The organism is Paenibacillus sp. VCA1, assembly GCF_031583795.1.
GTDB lineage: Bacteria > Bacillota > Bacilli > Paenibacillales > Paenibacillaceae > Paenibacillus_AQ > Paenibacillus_AQ albilobatus.
This window is the reverse complement of the sequence record NZ_JAVLSX010000010.1, coordinates 237,956-256,505: the sequence shown is the minus strand read 5'-3', so window position 1 is coordinate 256,505 and position 18,550 is coordinate 237,956. Positions and strand designations below refer to the sequence as shown.

Below are 18,550 nucleotides of genomic sequence, written 5' to 3'. Positions count from 1 at the left end.
TTCATGATTTTACAATCCCCGAATCGTTCCCGCATTCCCCGTTAATCTTTTGGGGTTATGATGCAGCTAAAAGAGCCGTATTTAGGGGGAGTCTGCCTTGAGCACGCTGCAAATGGAGAAAAAGAAAGAAAGCGATCTTCATTCGCCGGGGGACGGGAACAAACGGAACGACGGCGGTTTATCCGACAATCTTGCCGCAGCGCCGCCGGCATCCGCACAGTCGGAGAGAAAGCGCTCCGCCGCGGGATACTTGCGGAACGTGCCCCTGCTGAAACCGGACGTCACCTGCAGGGAAGCCTTCGGCATGCTGAGGGAGCAGCCGCATCTTCCGTGCATTGTCATTTGCGGGGAGGAAATGCGGCCGGAGGGCCTGCTGATGAAGGAGGCGTTTTACCGGAGGCTGACCGGCCGTTTTGCCGCCGATTTATATTTTGGCCGTCCGGTACAAGGGTTTTGCGAGAAGGAAATCCTCGTGGTGGACATCGACGACGACCCGGCCCAAATGATCCGCAGCGCGCTGGACCGGCCGGAATCGCGTTTTTACGACTGCGTGATCGTAACCGAAAACGGCAGGGTGACAGGCGTACTGACGGTGCTCGATCTAATGAAGCTCTCCGGTGAGCTGCAGGAGGATGCGGAGGCGCTCCGCAAGCATACCGTCATCGAAAACTACGGGCATGTAAGCGGCATGGAGCAATCGCTGGCCGAAGTGGAGGATGCGGCGAACCTTACGTTAACCGAATGCCTAAGGATGAAGGCATGGACGGCGGAAGGAAGGCTGAAGCTGAACGAGGCGGGCGAATCGTATGCCGAGGCCGTTGAACTCATGAATCGGAATCAGGAGCAAGCGGAGCGCCTTATAGAGCATGCAGGCAAAATTTCCGCATTGACAAAAGGCATCGCCGATCTGGCGGACCAAAGCGGGCTGCTGGCGATCAACGCCTCGATCGAAGCCGCCCATGCAGGCAGCCAGGGCCGGGGATTCCAAATCGTTGCGGCCGAGGTGAGGTCGCTGGCTTCGCAAACCCGAAAGCTGGCCGCGGACATATCGAAGCTGCTCGACGGCATCAGCCATTTGGCTGGAGAGACCGGTACGCTCACCGCTTCGGGCGTCCGGCGGATCGAGGCCGGAGCCGCGCAGCTGACGGAGGGAAGCCGCATGTTCGGTGAGCTGGAGCAGGCCGTAGGGGAAGTGGAGAAGACGGGGCAATCGGTGTACCGGTTGGCCCGGGACACCGCCAAGCAGGCCTTAAGCGTGAAACAAGAATTGGAGCGAAGCTTGAACTGAGACCGGAGACCGCAGACCGGAAACATTCGATTTTACATTTTACACTGCGTTTACAATTGAGGCGTACAGCTTTTACATAACGGTTATACAATGAAATGGAGTTGCAGGTCCAAGACAGGTCCAAACGACTGATAAAACGTACAGGATATCCCAATGAACGAAGGAGACCTGAGTCGCACATGGAAAACATTATCGAAATCGAAGATTTGAATTTATATTACGAACAGTTTCATGCGTTAAAAAATATAAACCTGGACATTCCCCAAAATACCGTCACCGCTTTGATCGGCCCGTCCGGCTGCGGCAAATCGACGCTGCTGCGGACGCTGAACCGGATGAACGACATGATTACCGGGACGCGGATCGAGGGCTCCATCAAAATCGGCGGCATCGGCATTTACGGCAAAGATGTATACGTGGAGGAGCTGCGCAAGCGGGTCGGCATGGTGTTTCAGCAGCCGAACCCGTTTCCGAAGTCGATTTACGACAACGTCGCTTACGGTCCGCGCCTCCATGGCATCCGCAGCAAAAGCGCGCTGGACGGCATCGTGGAGGAAAGCTTGCGCCAGGCCGCGCTGTGGGAAGAGGTCAAAGATTATTTGAAGCGTTCTGCGCTCAGCTTGTCCGGCGGCCAGCAGCAGCGCCTTTGCATCGCGCGCGCCTTGGCGGTTAGCCCTGATATTCTGCTAATGGACGAAGCCACATCCGCGCTCGACCCGATTTCGACCTTGAAGATCGAAGAGCTGGTGCAGGAGCTGAAAGAAAAATACACCATCGTCATGGTCACGCATAATATGCACCAGGCTGCCCGCGTATCCGGGCGAACCGTCTTTTTCCTGAACGGGGAAGTCGTCGAAGCGGACGATACGAAAACGCTGTTCAGCAATCCGCGGGATGCGAGAACGGAAGATTATATCTCCGGGCGTTTCGGCTGATATAAAGGGGAAACAAAACATATTATAGGGGGAAACATCGGCCATGATTCGGAGAAAAGAATTGGATCAGGATCTGGACCAGCTGCGTTCGCTGCTTGTCCGGATGGGGGAGCATGTCGTTGATGCGCTTGATGGAGCGGTCACCAGCTTGAAGACGCAGGATTGCGAAAAAGCGCAGGAAATCGTTCAGGCGGATGCGCTGCTGAACCAAATGGAAGAGGAGATTATGGATATCGGGTCGCGCCTTATCGTCACCCAACAGCCCGTTGCCAAAGATCTCCGCAGAATACTGGTTGCCTTTAAAATCTCCAGCGATCTCGAGCGGATGGGCGATCTGGCGTTGGACGTGGCGAAGGTAACGCTGCGCCTGCAGGGCGAGAAGCTCATCAAACCGCTGATCGACATTCCGCAAATGGCGGAAATCGTAAAGGTTATGATCGAAGAAGCCATCACGTCTTATTTGAACGAAAATACCGATTTGGCCTACAAAATGGCGCAGGACGACGACCAGGTCGATCTGCTGTACAGCCGCATTTTAACGGAATTATACGATCATATGCGGGTAAACCCGGATTCGTTGTCTCAAGCTTTATCGTTGACGCTGGTCGGCCGTTATATCGAACGGATCGCGGACCATGCGACGAATATCGGGGAAAGCGCCGTCTATCTGGTAACGGGAACACGCCCTGACCTGAACCGGTAGAACCAGCGAAACAACGGTATTTATGACATATTTGGCCAAACTTGGCCATCGGGTTTGAAATAGATGAAAACATCGGAAATTTTTCCGGTGTTTTTCTATTTATAACCCCGATTTTTTTCTCGAATACAAGGTCATGTGTTAAGATATGAGAAGGCATAGTTTAAAAGAAACCGCACTCTCATATCGCAAGAAAACAACGCATGGGATATTTCCGCTTCAATGCGGTACGTCTTCATTGAGATACATCGGATGAATGTTTTTCTTTTGACGGATAAAGGAAGTTGAAAAAGGGAAGGTGCTGTATGAGCAAACTGATTCTGATTGACGGAAACAGTATCATTTACCGGGCATTTTTTGCGATGCCCCCGCTGACGAACACCAAGGGACTGCACACCAATGCAGTATACGGCTTTACGAATATGCTGCTGCGCCTGATCGAAGACCATAAGCCGACGCATATGATGGTGGCCTTCGACGCCGGCAAAGTGACGTTTCGCCATGAGGGATACCAGGAATACAAGGGCGGCCGGGAAAAGACGCCTCCGGAGCTGTCCGAACAGTTTCCGCTGCTGAAGGAGCTGCTGCACGGATTCGGCATTTCCCAATTCGAGCTTGAAGGTTACGAAGCGGACGATATTATCGGCACCGTGTCGCGGATTGCGGAGGAAGCGGGACATCAAATTCTCGTCGTGACCGGAGATAAAGATATGCTGCAGCTTGCATCGGATCACGTTCAAGTCGGACTGACGCGGAAGGGCGTAACGGAAATCGAGACGTATTCGCCTGAGCAAATCCAGGAAAGATACGGCTTGACGCCGCTGCAAATCATTGACCTGAAGGGCCTGATGGGCGACGCTTCCGACAACATTCCAGGCATTCCGGGCGTAGGGGAAAAAACGGCGCTCAAGCTGCTGCATCAGTTCGGCTCGGTGGAGGAAGTGCTGTCCAATACCGGCGAGCTGAAAGGCAAAATGAAAGAAAAAATCGAGACGCACGCGGACGATGCCGTCCTGAGCAAAAAGCTGGCGACGATTTACCGCGAAGTGCCGCTGGACAAGTCTTTCGACGACATGATCTTCGACGGATTAAAGGAAGAAAGCGCCGGTCCCGCGCTGGCGAAACTCGAGTTTAAATCGCTGCTCGAACGTTTGTCCTTTAAAGGGGACGGCAGCGTCACCGACGCCTCCGGCGAATCTCAAGCTCCCGCCAAGGAATTGAAGGTCGAGGTGTTGACCGAGGACCGGATCGCTGAATTAAACGAGGCCCTTGGTTCCATCGAAGCGCTGCATGTGGAAACAAGCGGGGAAAATCCCCATCACGCCGAGGTGATCGGCGCGGTCTTCTCCGGCTCGGAGCGGCATTTCTACGTATCGTTTGAAGTGTTGAAATCCGAATCGGCGGAGCCGCTGCGGGCATGGCTGGCGGATGCCGGCATTCCTAAACGCGGGTACGATCTGCACCGGACGGATCTGGCCTTGCACTGGAAAGGCATCGCCTTTGCCGGGGCATCGTTTGACGTGCAGCTGGCGGCTTATCTTCTCGACCCGACCGAATCCAATCAGAGCCTTCATGCCCTTGCCGCCAAATACGGGCTGCAGCAGCTGGCGTCCGACGAGGACGTGTTCGGAAAAGGGGCGAAATACAAGGTGCCTGAGACGGAGGTGCTGAGCAAGCATCTTGCCGCCAAGGGCGCGGCGATTTTGGATTTGATTCCGCTGCAGGAAAAAGAGCTGGAAGGAAACGAAATGGCGTCGCTGTTCCATGATCTCGAGATGCCGCTGTCGCGTATTTTAGCGGATATGGAAAAACAGGGCATTTCCGTGAACAAGGACGATTTGATCGAGCTCGGCAAGGAATTCGAGGCTCAGATCGACGAACTCGTCAAAAACATTTATGAAATCGCAGGCACCGAATTCAACCTGAATTCGCCGAAGCAGCTGGGCGAGATTTTGTTCGTGAAGCTCGGGCTGCCGGTCATCAAAAAAACGAAAACCGGGTATTCCACCGATGCCGAGGTGCTTGAGAAGCTTGCGCCTTACCATGATATCGTGCGCTTCATCCTGCAATACCGGACCATCGCGAAGCTGCAATCCACCTACGTCGAAGGCCTCCTGAAGGAGGTTTCGCCGGAAACGGGCAAGGTCCATACCTATTACCGCCAAAACATCGCGGCGACGGGCCGCCTCAGCAGCCAATTCCCGAACCTGCAAAACATCCCGATCCGGCTTGAGGAAGGACGGAAAATCCGGAAGGTGTTCGTGCCGTCCGAGCCGGGCTGGTATATCCTTGCGGCGGACTACTCGCAAATCGAGCTGCGCGTGCTTGCGCACATTTCGGACGACGAGGGCCTGAAGGAAGCGTTCCTGCATGACATGGACATTCATACGAAAACGGCGATGGACGTGTTTGGCGTCCAAGCGGATGAAGTCGATGCCAATATGCGCCGATCGGCCAAAGCCGTCAATTTCGGCATCGTGTACGGCATCAGCGATTACGGCTTGTCCCAAAACTTGAACATCACCCGGAAGGAAGCCGCGCGCTTCATCGACCAATATTTCGATGCGTTCAGCGGCGTCCGCCGATATATGGATGAAATCGTGCGGGATGCGAAGCGTGACGGGTACGTAAAAACGCTGCTTGAGAGAAGACGGTATCTGCCGGAAATCAATGCGAGCAATTTCAATCTGCGTTCCTTCGCGGAGCGCACCGCGATGAATACCCCGATCCAGGGAACCGCGGCGGATATCATCAAGCTGGCCATGGTGCACATGGACGCCGCCTTGGCGGAGAAAAAGCTGAAAAGCCGCATGCTGCTGCAGGTGCATGACGAACTTGTATTCGAAGTGCCTGAAGACGAACTGGAACTTATGAAAAAGCTCGTGCCCGAAACGATGGAAAAAGCGCTGAAGCTGTCCGTGCCGCTGAAAGCGGAAGTCAGCTATGGTATGAACTGGTACGAGGCGAAATAATGCCCCATAACGGACGCAAATCCGTTATAATGGGGTTGAGGTGAAGACATCATGCCGGAATTGCCGGAGGTTGAAACAGTCAAAAGAACGTTGAATCAATTGGTCAAAGGCAAGGTCATTGACCGCGTTACCGTAAATTTGGCGCGCATTATCCAGCGCCCTGACGATATAGATCAGTTTGCTTTTTTGCTGGCGGGACATACGATTCAAGGCGTAGAACGCCGCGGCAAATTTTTGCGGATATTGCTGGACGGGTTGGTCCTGGTTTCCCATCTTCGGATGGAGGGACGGTACGGGGTGTATGCAAGCTCGGATCCCGTTGAGAAGCACACGCATGTCATCTTCCATTTTAACGACGGAACCGAGCTTCGCTACAAGGACGTGCGCCAGTTCGGAACGATGCATTTGTTCAAGCCCGGGGAAGAGTTTCATTCTCCCCCGCTGAACAAGCTGGGCCTCGAGCCGCTCGATCCCGGGTTCACCGTCGATAAATTCAAGGAAGCTTTACGAGGCAAAACCTCGAAAATCAAGGCGGTGCTGCTGAACCAGGCATACGTCGTCGGCATCGGGAATATTTATGTGGATGAGTCCCTGTTCAGGGTCGGCATCCACCCTGAGCAGCCGGCCAACACGCTGACGGACGAGCAGTTTCGCGACTTGCATCAGGCCGTCGTGGCGACGCTGTCGGAAGCGGTCGAGGTTGGCGGCTCCTCTATCAAGTCCTATGTGAACGGACAAGGAGAGATGGGGATGTTCCAGCATCAGCTGAAAATTTACGGGCGCCAAAACGAGCCGTGCGTCGCTTGCGGAACGCCGATCGAAAAAACGGTCGTCGGCGGCCGCGGCACGCATTACTGCCCGAATTGCCAGACCCTGGATTAAAAACAACATAGGCGTGCACCCGTTGCATGTCTCTCCCATATACTGAGACCGTAGTGGACTTCAGGTAAAACGGAAAACTCGAGAACCCGATTCCTTGCTGCAATGCCTTCGGGTTCCGAATGTCCGTTTCGACAAGGGGAGGGAAATCAGGGGTGCTCAGCCATGTCTTTTCGCTGCTCCTGCTTGCATTTGCATTAAGTTTGGACAGTTTCGGGGTCGGGATTACATATGGGCTGAGGCAGATGAAAATCTCGCCGCTGTCCGTCGTAATCATTTCCGTTTGTTCCGGCGTCATTATTTATATATCGATGCAGGTTGGCGTGCTTTTGGCCCGGGTGGTGTCGCCGGATGCCGCATCGGCCGTCGGGGCCGTCATCTTGATTGTGATGGGTTCATGGTCGCTGATTCAGCTTTTGATTCAAAAGGAAAAAGGCCGGGACGATAAACATACGGCCAGCATTAAGGCTGCGGATCCAGGGAAGTCCGGGGAGGCGGTTTTGCTTGCGCCTACCGGGGAAATGCCGGAGCAAACGGTGTTTTCGCTGGAAATCCGGAAGCTGGGCCTGGTCATCCGCATTTTGCGGACGCCGTCTTCGGCGGATATCGATAAATCGGGAAGCATCTCGGGATTTGAAGCGATGTGGCTTGGCATCGCGCTGTCGCTCGATGCATTCGGCGCCGGGCTCGGAGCCGCGCTGCTCGGATTTTCTCCCGTCTGGACCGCCATCGTCATCGCGTTGTTTAGCGGAACGTTTTTGGTGGTCGGCATGAAAACCGGGTTCAAGTTCGCGGCAAGATCATGGATGCGGCATTTTACCGCGCTTCCGGCGTTGTTATTGATCGCCATGGGAATAATAAAGCTGTTATGAGGTGGTTTTGCACATGAATATCGGGTTAACCGGAGGTATTGCCACAGGAAAAAGCACCGTCTCTACGCTCCTTGTCAACAAAGGGGCTCTGCTTGTCGATGCCGACGCGATCGCCCGGGAAGTCATGCTCCCGGGTCATCCCGTTTTGGCGGCGGTTTCCGAACATTTCGGACAAGCCGTGATGCTTGCGGACGGGACGCTTGACCGGAAAAAGCTCGGGGATATCGTCTTCCGCGACCCTTCCCAGCGCAAAGCTCTGAATGACATTACGCATCCGGCGATCCGGAAGGAGATTCGCGAACGGATGGACGTTTTGCAGCGGGAATATCCGGACAAGCTGGTGGTGGTGGATATTCCCCTTTTGTACGAATCGAAACTTGAACATTTGTTTGAACGGGTAATGGTCGTATACGCTCCCGAGCGGATTCAATTGGAGCGTTTGATGGAGCGGAACCGGTTCACGGCGGAGGAAGCGGCGGCGCGGATCCGGTCGCAAATGGACATCGAGGAAAAGAAGCGGAAGGCCGATATCGTCATCGACAACAGCGGGGACGTTGAAGAGACGGAGCGGCAAGTGGATCGGTTCTGGCTTCAAGCGGGATTGGCATGAAGGCGTTACGTTTTTTGCGCAAAAAACGAGTTCTGCTTGTGCTGTTCATCGGGTTCGTCGCGGTTCTGTTCCTCAGCACGAACTGGATGTCCTGGTTTTACCCGATCTATTACAAGGATAACATCCGCGAGCAGGCCGAACGTTATGACGTAGATCCGTTTTTGATCGCATCGATTATCCGCGTGGAATCCAATTACAAGCTTGGCAAGGAATCGAAAAAAGGAGCCCTCGGCTTGATGCAGCTGATGCCGGACACGGCCCAATGGGTGATGGAGCAGGCCAAACTGCCGGAAGTGACGATGGATCATCTCAAACATAAACCGGAAGCCAGCATCGCCATCGGGACATGGTATTTGAAAAATTTGAACAATCAGTTCAAAGGCAACCGCATCGCCGTCATCGCGGCTTATAACGCCGGACCGGGAAAAGTGGACGGATGGCTGAAAAAAGGGGTATGGGACGGAACGCTTGAGTCGGTCAAGGACATTCCGATCGGGGAGACTAGGCACTATATCCAGCGGGTAATTTATTATTATAATCAATATACGAGGATATACAGCCAATTTTAGGCGGACAAGCCAAAATACCTCACAACATGGGGCTTTGCGCTAATGTCCATCCAAGTATTATAATAGAAAGCCTGTAATGACAAGAAAGTATTGAAGCAGCCTTTACGGCTGCCCCAATACTTCCTAGGAAAGGCATGTATTATTGGAATTGACCAGCCAGTTGTTGTTCAGCCAGGGTTACCAGACGTTTAGTGATGAGTCCCCCGAGAGAACCGTTCTCGTAGGAAGTCATGTTGCCTTGGTATCCGTCTTGTGGGATGGAGATACCCAGTTCCTGAGCGACTTCGTATTTCAATTGGTTCAGAGCTGCAGTAGCTTTAGGCACTACCAGGTTGTTGGAGTTGTTGTTTTGAGCCATTGATGTTCACCTCCTTGCTGTTTGTAAAAGTAGTATGTCTCAAAGATTCGATCTTCATCACTTTTTTATTGAATTTTCAATTGGAAATTTGAGTTATTTTTCATTCGAAAAACAAATCCTGACGCAAAGGAAGTGAATAGGCATGAAATGTCCCTACTGCGATTACGCGGGCACGAAGGTGCTTGACTCCCGTCCGGCCAACGACAACAAGTCGATCCGCCGCAGACGCGAATGCGAAAAATGCAGCAGGCGTTTTACGACGTTTGAGATGGTGGAGGAAACTCCGCTCATCGTCATTAAAAAGGATGGAAGCCGCGAGGAATTCAGCCGGGATAAAGTGCTGCGCGGGCTGATCCGCGCTTGCGAGAAGCGCCCGGTGTCGGTGGAACAGCTCGAAGCCATCGTCTCCGAGGTTGAAAGAGCGCTGCGCAATACCGCAGTAGCCGAAGTCGAAAGCCGCCAAGTCGGCGAGCTTGTCATGGAACAGCTGTACCCGGTGGACGAGGTCGCTTATGTGCGGTTTGCCTCCGTATACCGGCAGTTCAAAGACATCAATATGTTCATGAAAGAGCTGAAAGGGCTGCTTTCGAAGAATACGATGCCCGACTCCGTCGATTGATGGGGAGCCATAAAGCAAAAAAGACGCAAAGAGCTTGATGACCTGATCAGGCCGCTGCGTCTTTTTTTATGCCAAAAGCAAAAAAAAGCCTTGCAGCGAAAGTGCCTTTATCTATGTGTCGTTATAAAGTTCTGAAATATATTTTAATTTTGTAAAGGTTGTTCGAAATTTAATTGTGAATATTTGTTGACAATGGCAAAAAAACGAATGTAAGATAATAACATATATGGGCTTGTTGTGACGAATATCATCGGGAGACATGGGAGGGGTCATCGATTTGTCTAATTATGAAAGCGTTTTAAATGTAAAAAAGCCTAAAAGCAGGATGTCCAAACGGAATATTTGGAAAGAGCATGTCTTGGCTTACGCTTTTTTAGCGCCTTCGATCATTTTGTTCGTCATGTTTTTATTTTACCCGATGCTGAAATCCGTTTATTTGAGCATGACGATCACGGATCCCCGGGGGCAGGTAGCCGAATTCGTCTGGTTCGAAAATTTCGTTACCCTGTTCAAATCGCATCAGTTGTATTCGAACTTGAGCGTTACGCTGATGTTTATTTTGTATACGGTGCCGACTTCGCTGATCTGGTCTTTGTTTTTGGCGGCGATCACCCACAACAACAAGCTGCGGGGGATGAAAATTTTCCAGTTCATTTTCTCGCTGCCGATCGTCATTTCGGTTGGTACGGGCTCCATCATATGGTTTCTGCTGTTCCATCCGACGGCGGGGATGTTGAACTATTTTCTCGGCCTCGTTCACGTTGGTCCGATTCCGTGGTTGACCGATCCGGCATGGGCGCTTGTTTCCATTTCCCTCATGACGGTCTGGATGAATATGGGGTTTCTGTACATCGTGTTGTCCAGCGGGCTGCAGGGCATTCCGGAGGAGCTTTATGAAAGCGCTAAAATCGACGGTTCCGGACCTGTACGCACGTTTGTACGCATCGTGATTCCGCTTTTGTCGCCGACGATTTTTTTCGCCTTGATCGTGTCGGTGATTGGAGCTTTCCAGGCTTTTGGCCAAATCCATATATTAACCAAAGGCGGTCCCATCAACTCCACCAACGTTATGGTCTATTCGATCTACCAAGACGCTTTCGTGAATTTCCGCTTCGGCATCGGCAGCGCACAGGCGCTTATCCTGTTTATGATCATTTTGGCGCTGACCGTGCTGCAGTTTAAAGTTCTGGAAAAGAGGGTGCACTATCAATGATTGCGAAACGAACGACCGCGCTTCTGCTGTACGTGCTGCTCGCCGCGTTGGCGCTGATGGTGCTGTATCCGCTTATTTTTACGGTGTTTTCTTCCTTTATGACCGAAAAAGAAGTGTCCAATTTTCCTCCTCCTCTGTTTCCGACCCATGTATATCTCGGCAACTTCAAGGAGGCTATCGCCGGATTTCCGATCGTCCGGTTTATTTTGAACAGCTTTATCGTGTCGGCTGCGGTTATGATCAGTCAGGTGGTCACTTCAAGTTTAGCGGCTTACGCTTTTTCGTTCCTGAATTTCAAAGGGAAAAACGCGCTGTTTGCGGTATTTCTGTCGACCATGATGATTCCGTGGGAAGTGACGATCATTCCGAACTATTTGCTGATCAAAAGCTGGGGCTGGATGGACAGCTACCAGGGGCTGATCGTTCCTTTTATGGCCGGCGCTTTCGGGGTGTTCCTGCTCCGCCAGTTTTTTCTGCAGCTGCCGCGCGAATTGTTCGATGCAGGCAAAATCGACGGATGCGGGCATTTGCGCACCTATTTTTCCATCGTGATCCCGCTCGCCAGGCCCGCGCTGGCCACGCTTTCGGTATACGTGTTTCTGACGCATTGGAACCATTATTTGTGGCCTCTGCTCATTACGAACCGGGCGTCCATGCGGACCGTCCAAATCGGGGTGGCGATGCTGCAGCATGCCGAGGTGATGTCCTGGAATTTGATTTTGGCCGGGGTGACGCTGGTGCTGCTGCCGTCCTTCATCTTGCTTGCATTTGGCGTCAAGCAGCTGGTTCGCGGTATCGCGGCCGGAGCGGTAAAAGGATAAACGCGGTGATCGGCCTTGGGTTTGCCGCAAGGCTTGTCATAGAAGGCAACAGGCATCATTTTCTTAATAAAAGGGGAGGAATGAAGCAGACTATGGGGAAGAAAGGGCTTATAAGTTTGATGCTGGCGACGGTGATGCTGCTGATGGCCGCCTGCAGCGTGAACATGGGCGAGGATGAGCCGAAAACAACAACCGATTCCGGCACCAAAGGAACTGAAACGAAAAGCGGAGCGCAAAAGGTCGTGTTCTGGCATGCCATGGGCGGGGCGACGACGAAGGTTGTGGATCAACTAGTCGACAATTTCAATAAGTCGCAGGATAAAATCCAGGTGGAAGCGGTGTACCAGGGCACGTATGACGATTTGCTGAGCAAATTGAAGGCGTCCATGGGTACCAGCGAAGGGCCGACGGTCGTGCAGATGTACGAAATCGGCAGCCGGTTTATGATCGATTCCAAGCTCATTACGCCGATGCAGAATTTTATCGATCAGGACAAATGGGACGTCGGCCAGCTCGAACCGAACATCAGCGGTTATTATACGTTCGACGACAAGCTGTATTCGATGCCGTTTAACACGTCGAACCCGATTTTGTATTACAACAAGGATTTGTTTAAGGAAGCCGGACTCGATCCGGAAAATCCGCCGAAGACATTTGAAGAACTGAAGACCGCCGCGGACAAAATCTCGAAAACGGGCAAAGCCGTCGGCGCCAACTTCGCCATTTACGGCTGGTTTATGGAGCAGTTTTTTGCGAACCAGGGGGCAGAATACGTCAACAACGGCAACGGCCGGGACGATCTGGCGACCGAATCGCTGGTGAATTCCGAAGCGGGCGTAAAAGTCATGACGTGGTGGAAGGACCTCATCGATTCGAAAGCGGCCAACAACCTGGGACGGAAAACCGATGACTCGAAAAAGGCGTTTTCCGCCGGCCAGGTGGCGATGATCCTCGATTCCACGGCTGCACTGAAAGGGCTTGTGGATGGCACGACAGGCAAGTTTGAGGTCGGAACCGGCTTCCTGCCGAAACCGGCGGATGCGAAGGAAGGCGGGGTCATCGTCGGCGGCGCGAGTCTGTGGATGATGAACAACCGTCCCGACGAGGAGCAAAAGGCGGCTTGGGAATTCATCAAGTTCCTGACCTCGCCGGAGCAGCAGGCGTTTTGGCATATCAACACCGGATATTTCCCGATTACGACCAAAGCGTATGAACAGGACAGCGTAAAAGAAAACCTGAAGAAGTTCCCGCAGTTCCAAACGGCGATCGACCAGCTCCATAACACCAAGCTGAACCGGGCTACGCAAGGCGCCGTGATGGGTGTCTTCCCTGAAGCGAGACAAATCGTCGAGGGCGCCATCGAAGAGGTGCTCAACAACAAAAAGACGCCCAAAGCGGCGCTGGACGACGCGGCCAAAGAGATCACCTCGAAAATTCAGGAGTATAACCGGACGGTGAAATAATCCGTGATAAAAGAGATGCCCTTCAAAATCTTGTGACTCAAGGGCATCTCTTTTTTGTGAATAATACGAATGGCGGAACAGTATAAGCAAGAAAAGCATAAATAAGAAAACCAGCATTGGTTGCTGGTTTTCTTAAAATGTCGGTAAATTAAAAGTTCCTAAACGTAGTTATCGAGCAGGTGGTAGACCAAGTAATGGGAAAATGACTCAGTTAATCGAAGAGATTACATATCTATACGTAAAACAAAAAGACCCATATAGGTCTTCTTTAAATATGGAGCGTAGGGGGGTCGAACCCCTGACCTCTTCGCTGCCAGCGAAGCGTTCTCCCACTGAACTAACGCCCCTCAATATTTCTCACAAGAAATAAATTAACATGAAACAATCATTATAGTCAAGTTTTATTTTACTTTTTTTATTTTGAAATTATAATTATGGTAGTATCCTCGAATGACGAGAGAGGTTGAGTTATGGCACTGATAAAAAGAGTGGCTTGTTTATATCGAGTTTCGACAAAAGGGCAGTTGGACGGGAATGACATTCCGATGCAGCAAAGAGCATGTAGGGGACTTATTGATAAGAATGATGGATGGAGATTAGTCAAAGAATACACTGAGAAGGGTGTTTCCGGTTTTAAAGTCTCAGCTGCCAATCGAGATGTGATTCAACAAGCAAAAGAAGATGCTGAAAAGGGAGTTTATGACATTTTACTGGTTTTTATGTTCGATAGACTTGGGAGAAGGGATGACGAGACTCCTTTTGTGTTGGAGTGGTTTGTCAAACATGGCATTGAAATGTGGTCTGTAGTAGAAGGTCAACAAAAGATTGAAGAGTATGGCGACAGGCTTATGAACTATCTTAGATTTTGGCAATCTAGTGGAGAAAGCAGAAAAACATCTATTCGGGTGAATGAAAAACATACACAAATGGCCGAAGATGGTCTGTATAGGGGCGGAACTCCTCCTTATGGTTACAAATTGATTAAATCTGGCATGCAGAATAAAAAAGGAAAAGATTTAATGAAGATGGTAATTGATGAGGAGAGAGAACCGATAGTAAAATGTATTTTTCACCTTGCAAAAGAAGAAGGATATGGAAGCAACAGGATCGCGAAACTTCTGAATGAAAAAGGAATTACAACAGCAACAGGTTCAAAATGGAATACTGGATCAATTAATTTCATTTTGAGGAATCCAGTTTATAAAGGATATCCTACATACGGAAAAAGAAAGTCTGATGAAGGAATATTTACGACTAGAGACAGAAGCGAATGGGTTGCTCCCAAAAAACAAATTACATCATTAGTCATAATCGAAGAAGATTATTTCGATGCTGTTCAGTCAATAAGAAGCAAAAGATCCCCTAAAAGTGTAAAAAATGATGAGTATATACGAATGAATACCACAAAAAGTCCGCTGCTTCTGGTTGGGATCATAAAGTGTGGTCATTGTGGTTCTCCAATGACTACTACTTATTCTCAGAAAACATATAAAGTAGCAGATGGGACAGTGAAAAAATGGAAAAAGGCAAAATATCGTTGTAGTGGTAAAGCTTTAGCCAAAATTGACTGTGATGGTCAAACTTTATATTCGAATGATAAAATTGAAAACACTGTCCTGAATGAGGTTGAGCTTTACCTTCAGCACTTGAAAAAGATTAATTATGAAGATTATGCTAAAGACTATAATCAAGAGCAGTATGAATTAATGAAAAAGGAATTAAACAAAAAAAATAGAGGGTTAGAGAAAGAATATTCGGAAATCGACACATTGAAAAAGGAGATCCCCAAAAGTATTTCAGGACAAAGCCCTTTTAAACCAGAACTATTAAATGAGTTAATTCAGGAGAAGGAAAGAATGATTGAAGCATTAAATGCTGAAATTCAGAAGTTACATGTCGATACCAATGAAAAAAAGAATGAAATAATTGCACTTAAAGAAATAGCAGGAAGCATAAGCGCTTGGTCTCAAAAATATAAGGAAGCAACTCATGATAAGAAAAAGGTAATGCTTAGAACTATATTAGAGGAAATTAAAGTGTTCAAAAACCACATAGATATTTCGTTCAAATTAGACGTTGTTCAGTTCCTATCAGACTGTGGAAATGGCAGTGTTTCTGAATTACGTAGGAGAGAGAATCGCTGGCAACGATAGGTCAGGGGGGCGATATCCCCCTAGGCTCAGCCATTCATAAACAACCATGCAGCCGACGATATGGTTGCTTTTTTTTTGTATATTGTGAGTCCAGGGCAGGAGAGAACCCCTGAAGCGTTCGTCCCGCGCGGCCATGTGTTCTCCGGTGCCCCCTCAAAGGCGTTCAGTCCCGCGTTATTTCAGAATAAACAATTCCTCCACGGGAAGACCCAAAACTCTTGCCATCTTAATGGCTAACACTGTACTCGGTATGAACTTTCCATTTTCAATCGTGTTGACCGTCTTTCTGGTGACCCCAATCAATTCTGCCAGCTGTTCTTGTGTCAAATTCATTTTGGCTCGTTGCACCTTTATCGTATTTTCTAGAACATCTTCACTCATCATCGAGAACCTGCGAGCCTAAGGTGAAACCCCGTGAAAATCCGTACGGTACGTTTTCTTATAGCCTGCAATCGCTGCAGCGTTTCCGGTGGCGAATGCATCCCTTGGAATGGGTATTGTCTCTTGCGATGCCCCGCGCGATCCGAGGGATGCATTTTTATGTATTCGCAAAAAGGATTTGGAAGGCCAACGGTGAAATGAGAAGGGTGGAAAAAAATCAACTTATGCGGGGGCTGCTCATGCGTAAATCCTGGTTTAAACGTCTATTGCTCTCATACATGCCGGTTTTTATCATTGTGATTACGTTCATATTTTTTGTGTTCTTTCAGATCTTCGGCGAACAAAGCCGCCAGGAGGCGTTGAACGCCAATAAGAACCTGTCCCTGCAAGCGATGCGTATCGTGGATACGTCCTTAAAGGTGATCGATAACATGATCGTGCTGGAGAGCATCAACAGCAAACCTTTGAATGATTTTTTCAAGTCGACGGCGGCGAGCGATCCTTATATTAATATCAGGGCCGTGCAGAAGCTCAAAGAAATGATTAATTATTATCCCTTGATCGATTCGATTTATCTTGTCAGGAATTCGGACGGATATGTGCTTAGCGACGCGACGAACGGGTTTGTCGGCACGTATCCGGACCGGAGTTTTATCGAGCAGTACCAAATATCGATGACCCCCAAGTGGACGGGCGTACGAACATTCGAACAATTTAAAATGAAAGGCGGCAAGCAGGTCGTCAGCCTGGTTCGGGGGTCGCCTTACATGAAAAACGATCTGGGCATGATCGTCGTCAACGTGGCCGCGGATTCATTAAGTAACTTAACCAAATCGATGTACGAGTCCAAGGTCAGCTTTATTCATGTCAACGATGCATCGGGCCGGGCTTTGTTCGGCAGCGACGTCCAGGTCGGACCGTCCGAAGTTTACTCGGAGTATGTATCGAGCTATACCAATTGGAAATACGGGAGCGGCCTTGTGAACCATGGTTTTGTAAGCGCTGTCTCTTATCTGTATAACCTTTGGTTCGTCATCGGACTCGTCATGATTGCGGTCGGGTTTATTTGGATGATTTACGTCACCAGACGGAATTCGAAGCCGATCGAAGCCATCGCCGCCAGGTTCAGCAGCTATTCGCTCCCGGTGGCGGGAGGAGGTTTGTGGAAAGGCAAACCGGATGAATTTGCCTTCATTGAATCCGCTGTTGACCACATATTGGAACAATCCAAGCAGTATCAGGAGAAATACCGGGAGGATCTGCATTTGCGGACCCGGTATATGTTCCATCAATTAATTGAAGGGGATTCATCGCTGACGGTTTCCGAATTGAAATCGGAGGCGGCCCGCCTGAACTTGCCGCAGCCGCTGGATCGATTTCGCATCCTCATGATCGAAATCGATAAATACGGCGACTTTTGCAGGAACTATTCGAAAGCCGATCAGGATTTGCTTAAGTTTACCTTGCGGACCGTCGTCCATGAGATAGCCTCCAAATGGGACTGCCGGGTGTGGTCCGAATGGATGTCTTCCTCAGGCTTGTCGGTCATGTTGTTTGAAAAAAGCGACGACGACCATTTCAGAACCGCGGTTTTGCCCCGTTTTGCCGAACAGGTTATTGCATGGGTCGACCAAAACCTGAAGTTTACGATTACGATGGGCATGGGCGAATCCACGCCGCATTTAAGCGATATTCCGGTGTCGTATAAAAAAGCGCTTGCAGCCTTGCAATATAAAATCGTTTTGGGCGAAAACCGGCTGATCCAAGGCGATGATATTTCGCGTCACGGCGTCGCCGAAGTGTATTCGCATTTGGGGGAAATCCGCTCCATTGTGCAATCCTATCGGATGTTGAAAGCGAATTGGAGCGAAGACTATGACACATGGTTCGTGCAGTTGAAGCAAGGCCTGTTGACCAATGATGAAATTTTCAACCTGATGAATTATTTCATATATCACATCGGCCGCGAAATGTCCGGCATGAGCAAGGAGATATACAACCAATGGATTCGGGAGGGGCTGCCAAAGCTGACGGAGAGCGTGGATAACTGTTACTCTTTGGAGCAGCTGAGGCAGGAAACGAAGCAGGTGCTTTCGGCCCAGTTTGAGATGATGAAACAGCTTCAGGATCGCAGGCAGCATTCGAACATCATCCGGGACATCTGCCGGCTCATCGAGCAGGATTACGCCAATCCCGACTTGTCGCTCGAGATGCTTGGAGACCGGTTCCATCTGAACGCCAAGTACGTAAGCAAGCTGTTCAAAGAAAACACCGGACAGAGATTCGTTGATTTTTTGATCGATATCCGAATGAAGGAGGCGCAGCGTTTGCTGACGGAAACGGGGGATTCGGTGCAGGAGATTGCGGAACGGGTCGGATATACCCATGCGATCTCGTTTACCCGTGTTTTTAAGCGGACCGTCGGTGTTGCTCCCGGCGTATACCGGGCTGACAAGCTGCGCAGCATGGCAGGCGAAAATGATTCAGTCGTAGAAAACGGTTAATAACAGCGATCGCGCATCGCTGTTTTTTTAATTCGTCGCAGTCGGCTGTTAGTGGGATTGGGAAACCGGGCAATCGGCATTGCGGCTAAGACATTATTTTGCGGGAATTTACGTGCATTGGGGCCGGCAGGCGAAAACGGTTAATCCGGTTTATTTTTGTTTCTTGTTGCGTGCTTGCGGTTTCCTATACAATCGGCTTACATTCCCAGCACC

16 protein-coding genes and 1 tRNA gene are annotated in these 18,550 nt (G+C 50.3%); 14 read left to right on the top strand and 3 right to left on the bottom strand.

What is annotated here, in order from left to right:
- Positions 1–97: 97 nt before the first annotated feature.
- From RJP21_RS22770 to RJP21_RS22735, 8 genes are all read left to right on the top strand, one after another.
- Positions 98–1,288 carry a methyl-accepting chemotaxis protein gene (locus RJP21_RS22770; protein ID WP_310861336.1) on the top strand — a complete coding sequence of 397 codons (1,191 nt, stop codon included), beginning with the start codon at positions 98–100 and terminating at the stop codon, positions 1,286–1,288.
- A gap of 179 nt (positions 1,289–1,467) precedes the next feature.
- Positions 1,468–2,223, top strand: a complete 756-nt coding sequence (gene pstB, locus RJP21_RS22765; protein ID WP_160043266.1) for a phosphate ABC transporter ATP-binding protein PstB — start codon at positions 1,468–1,470, stop codon at positions 2,221–2,223.
- Positions 2,224–2,266: 43 nt separating this feature from the next.
- A complete protein-coding gene (gene phoU / locus RJP21_RS22760; RefSeq protein WP_160043267.1) occupies positions 2,267–2,926 on the top strand; it encodes a phosphate signaling complex protein PhoU in 660 nt (219 codons plus the stop codon).
- Between the two features lie 302 nt (positions 2,927–3,228).
- Positions 3,229–5,895, top strand: coding sequence for a DNA polymerase I (polA, locus tag RJP21_RS22755; RefSeq protein WP_310861335.1), 2,667 nt, complete (start codon positions 3,229–3,231; stop codon positions 5,893–5,895).
- A gap of 51 nt (positions 5,896–5,946) precedes the next feature.
- A complete protein-coding gene (gene mutM / locus RJP21_RS22750; protein WP_310861334.1) occupies positions 5,947–6,777 on the top strand; it encodes a DNA-formamidopyrimidine glycosylase in 831 nt (276 codons plus the stop codon).
- A 152-nt stretch (positions 6,778–6,929) separates the two neighbouring features.
- Positions 6,930–7,646: a manganese efflux pump gene (locus tag RJP21_RS22745; protein ID WP_310861333.1), complete on the top strand. Its 717-nt coding sequence runs from the start codon at positions 6,930–6,932 to the stop codon at positions 7,644–7,646.
- 13 nt (positions 7,647–7,659) lie between these two features.
- On the top strand, positions 7,660–8,256 hold the full coding sequence (gene coaE, locus RJP21_RS22740; RefSeq protein WP_310861332.1) for a dephospho-CoA kinase: 597 nt from the start codon (positions 7,660–7,662) through the stop codon (positions 8,254–8,256).
- Positions 8,253–8,825, top strand: a complete 573-nt coding sequence (locus RJP21_RS22735) for a lytic transglycosylase domain-containing protein (RefSeq protein ID WP_310861331.1) — start codon at positions 8,253–8,255, stop codon at positions 8,823–8,825. The genes coaE and RJP21_RS22735 overlap by 4 nt, the downstream gene beginning before the upstream one ends.
- 139 nt (positions 8,826–8,964) lie before the next feature.
- Here RJP21_RS22735 and RJP21_RS22730 read toward each other — a convergent pair whose 3' ends face one another.
- A complete protein-coding gene (locus RJP21_RS22730) occupies positions 8,965–9,183 on the bottom strand; it encodes an alpha/beta-type small acid-soluble spore protein (RefSeq protein WP_160043273.1) in 219 nt (72 codons plus the stop codon).
- Between the two features lie 142 nt (positions 9,184–9,325).
- Here RJP21_RS22730 and nrdR point away from each other — a divergent pair, with 142 nt between their 5' ends.
- From nrdR to RJP21_RS22710, 4 genes are all read left to right on the top strand, one after another.
- Positions 9,326–9,802, top strand: coding sequence for a transcriptional regulator NrdR (gene nrdR, locus RJP21_RS22725; RefSeq protein WP_160043274.1), 477 nt, complete (start codon positions 9,326–9,328; stop codon positions 9,800–9,802).
- 325 nt (positions 9,803–10,127) lie between these two features.
- Positions 10,128–11,015, top strand: coding sequence for a carbohydrate ABC transporter permease (locus RJP21_RS22720; protein ID WP_310861330.1), 888 nt, complete (start codon positions 10,128–10,130; stop codon positions 11,013–11,015).
- The gene (locus tag RJP21_RS22715) at positions 11,012–11,836 is read left to right on the top strand and encodes a carbohydrate ABC transporter permease (protein ID WP_310861329.1); all 825 of its coding nucleotides are present in this window, start codon (positions 11,012–11,014) and stop codon (positions 11,834–11,836) included. Before RJP21_RS22720 ends, RJP21_RS22715 begins: the two co-directional genes overlap by 4 nt.
- An 80-nt stretch (positions 11,837–11,916) precedes the next feature.
- Entirely contained in the window at positions 11,917–13,299 is a 1,383-nt protein-coding gene (locus tag RJP21_RS22710) for an ABC transporter substrate-binding protein (RefSeq protein WP_310861328.1), read from the top strand.
- Between the two features lie 275 nt (positions 13,300–13,574).
- Here RJP21_RS22710 and RJP21_RS22705 read toward each other — a convergent pair.
- Positions 13,575–13,646 (bottom strand) — tRNA-Ala (locus RJP21_RS22705).
- Positions 13,647–13,769: 123 nt separating this feature from the next.
- Between RJP21_RS22705 and RJP21_RS22700 the strand changes: the two genes are divergently transcribed.
- Positions 13,770–15,452 carry a recombinase family protein gene (locus RJP21_RS22700; protein WP_310861327.1) on the top strand — a complete coding sequence of 561 codons (1,683 nt, stop codon included), beginning with the start codon at positions 13,770–13,772 and terminating at the stop codon, positions 15,450–15,452.
- Between the two features lie 174 nt (positions 15,453–15,626).
- On the opposite strand, the gene RJP21_RS22695 is transcribed toward RJP21_RS22700, so the two are convergent.
- Positions 15,627–15,836 (bottom strand): helix-turn-helix transcriptional regulator, encoded by a 210-nt coding sequence (locus RJP21_RS22695; protein ID WP_310861326.1) that lies wholly within the window; start codon positions 15,834–15,836, stop codon positions 15,627–15,629.
- A gap of 236 nt (positions 15,837–16,072) precedes the next feature.
- Here RJP21_RS22695 and RJP21_RS22690 point away from each other — a divergent pair, with 236 nt between their 5' ends.
- A complete protein-coding gene (locus RJP21_RS22690; RefSeq protein WP_310861325.1) occupies positions 16,073–18,337 on the top strand; it encodes a helix-turn-helix domain-containing protein in 2,265 nt (754 codons plus the stop codon).
- The last annotated feature ends 213 nt before the right edge of the window (positions 18,338–18,550 follow it).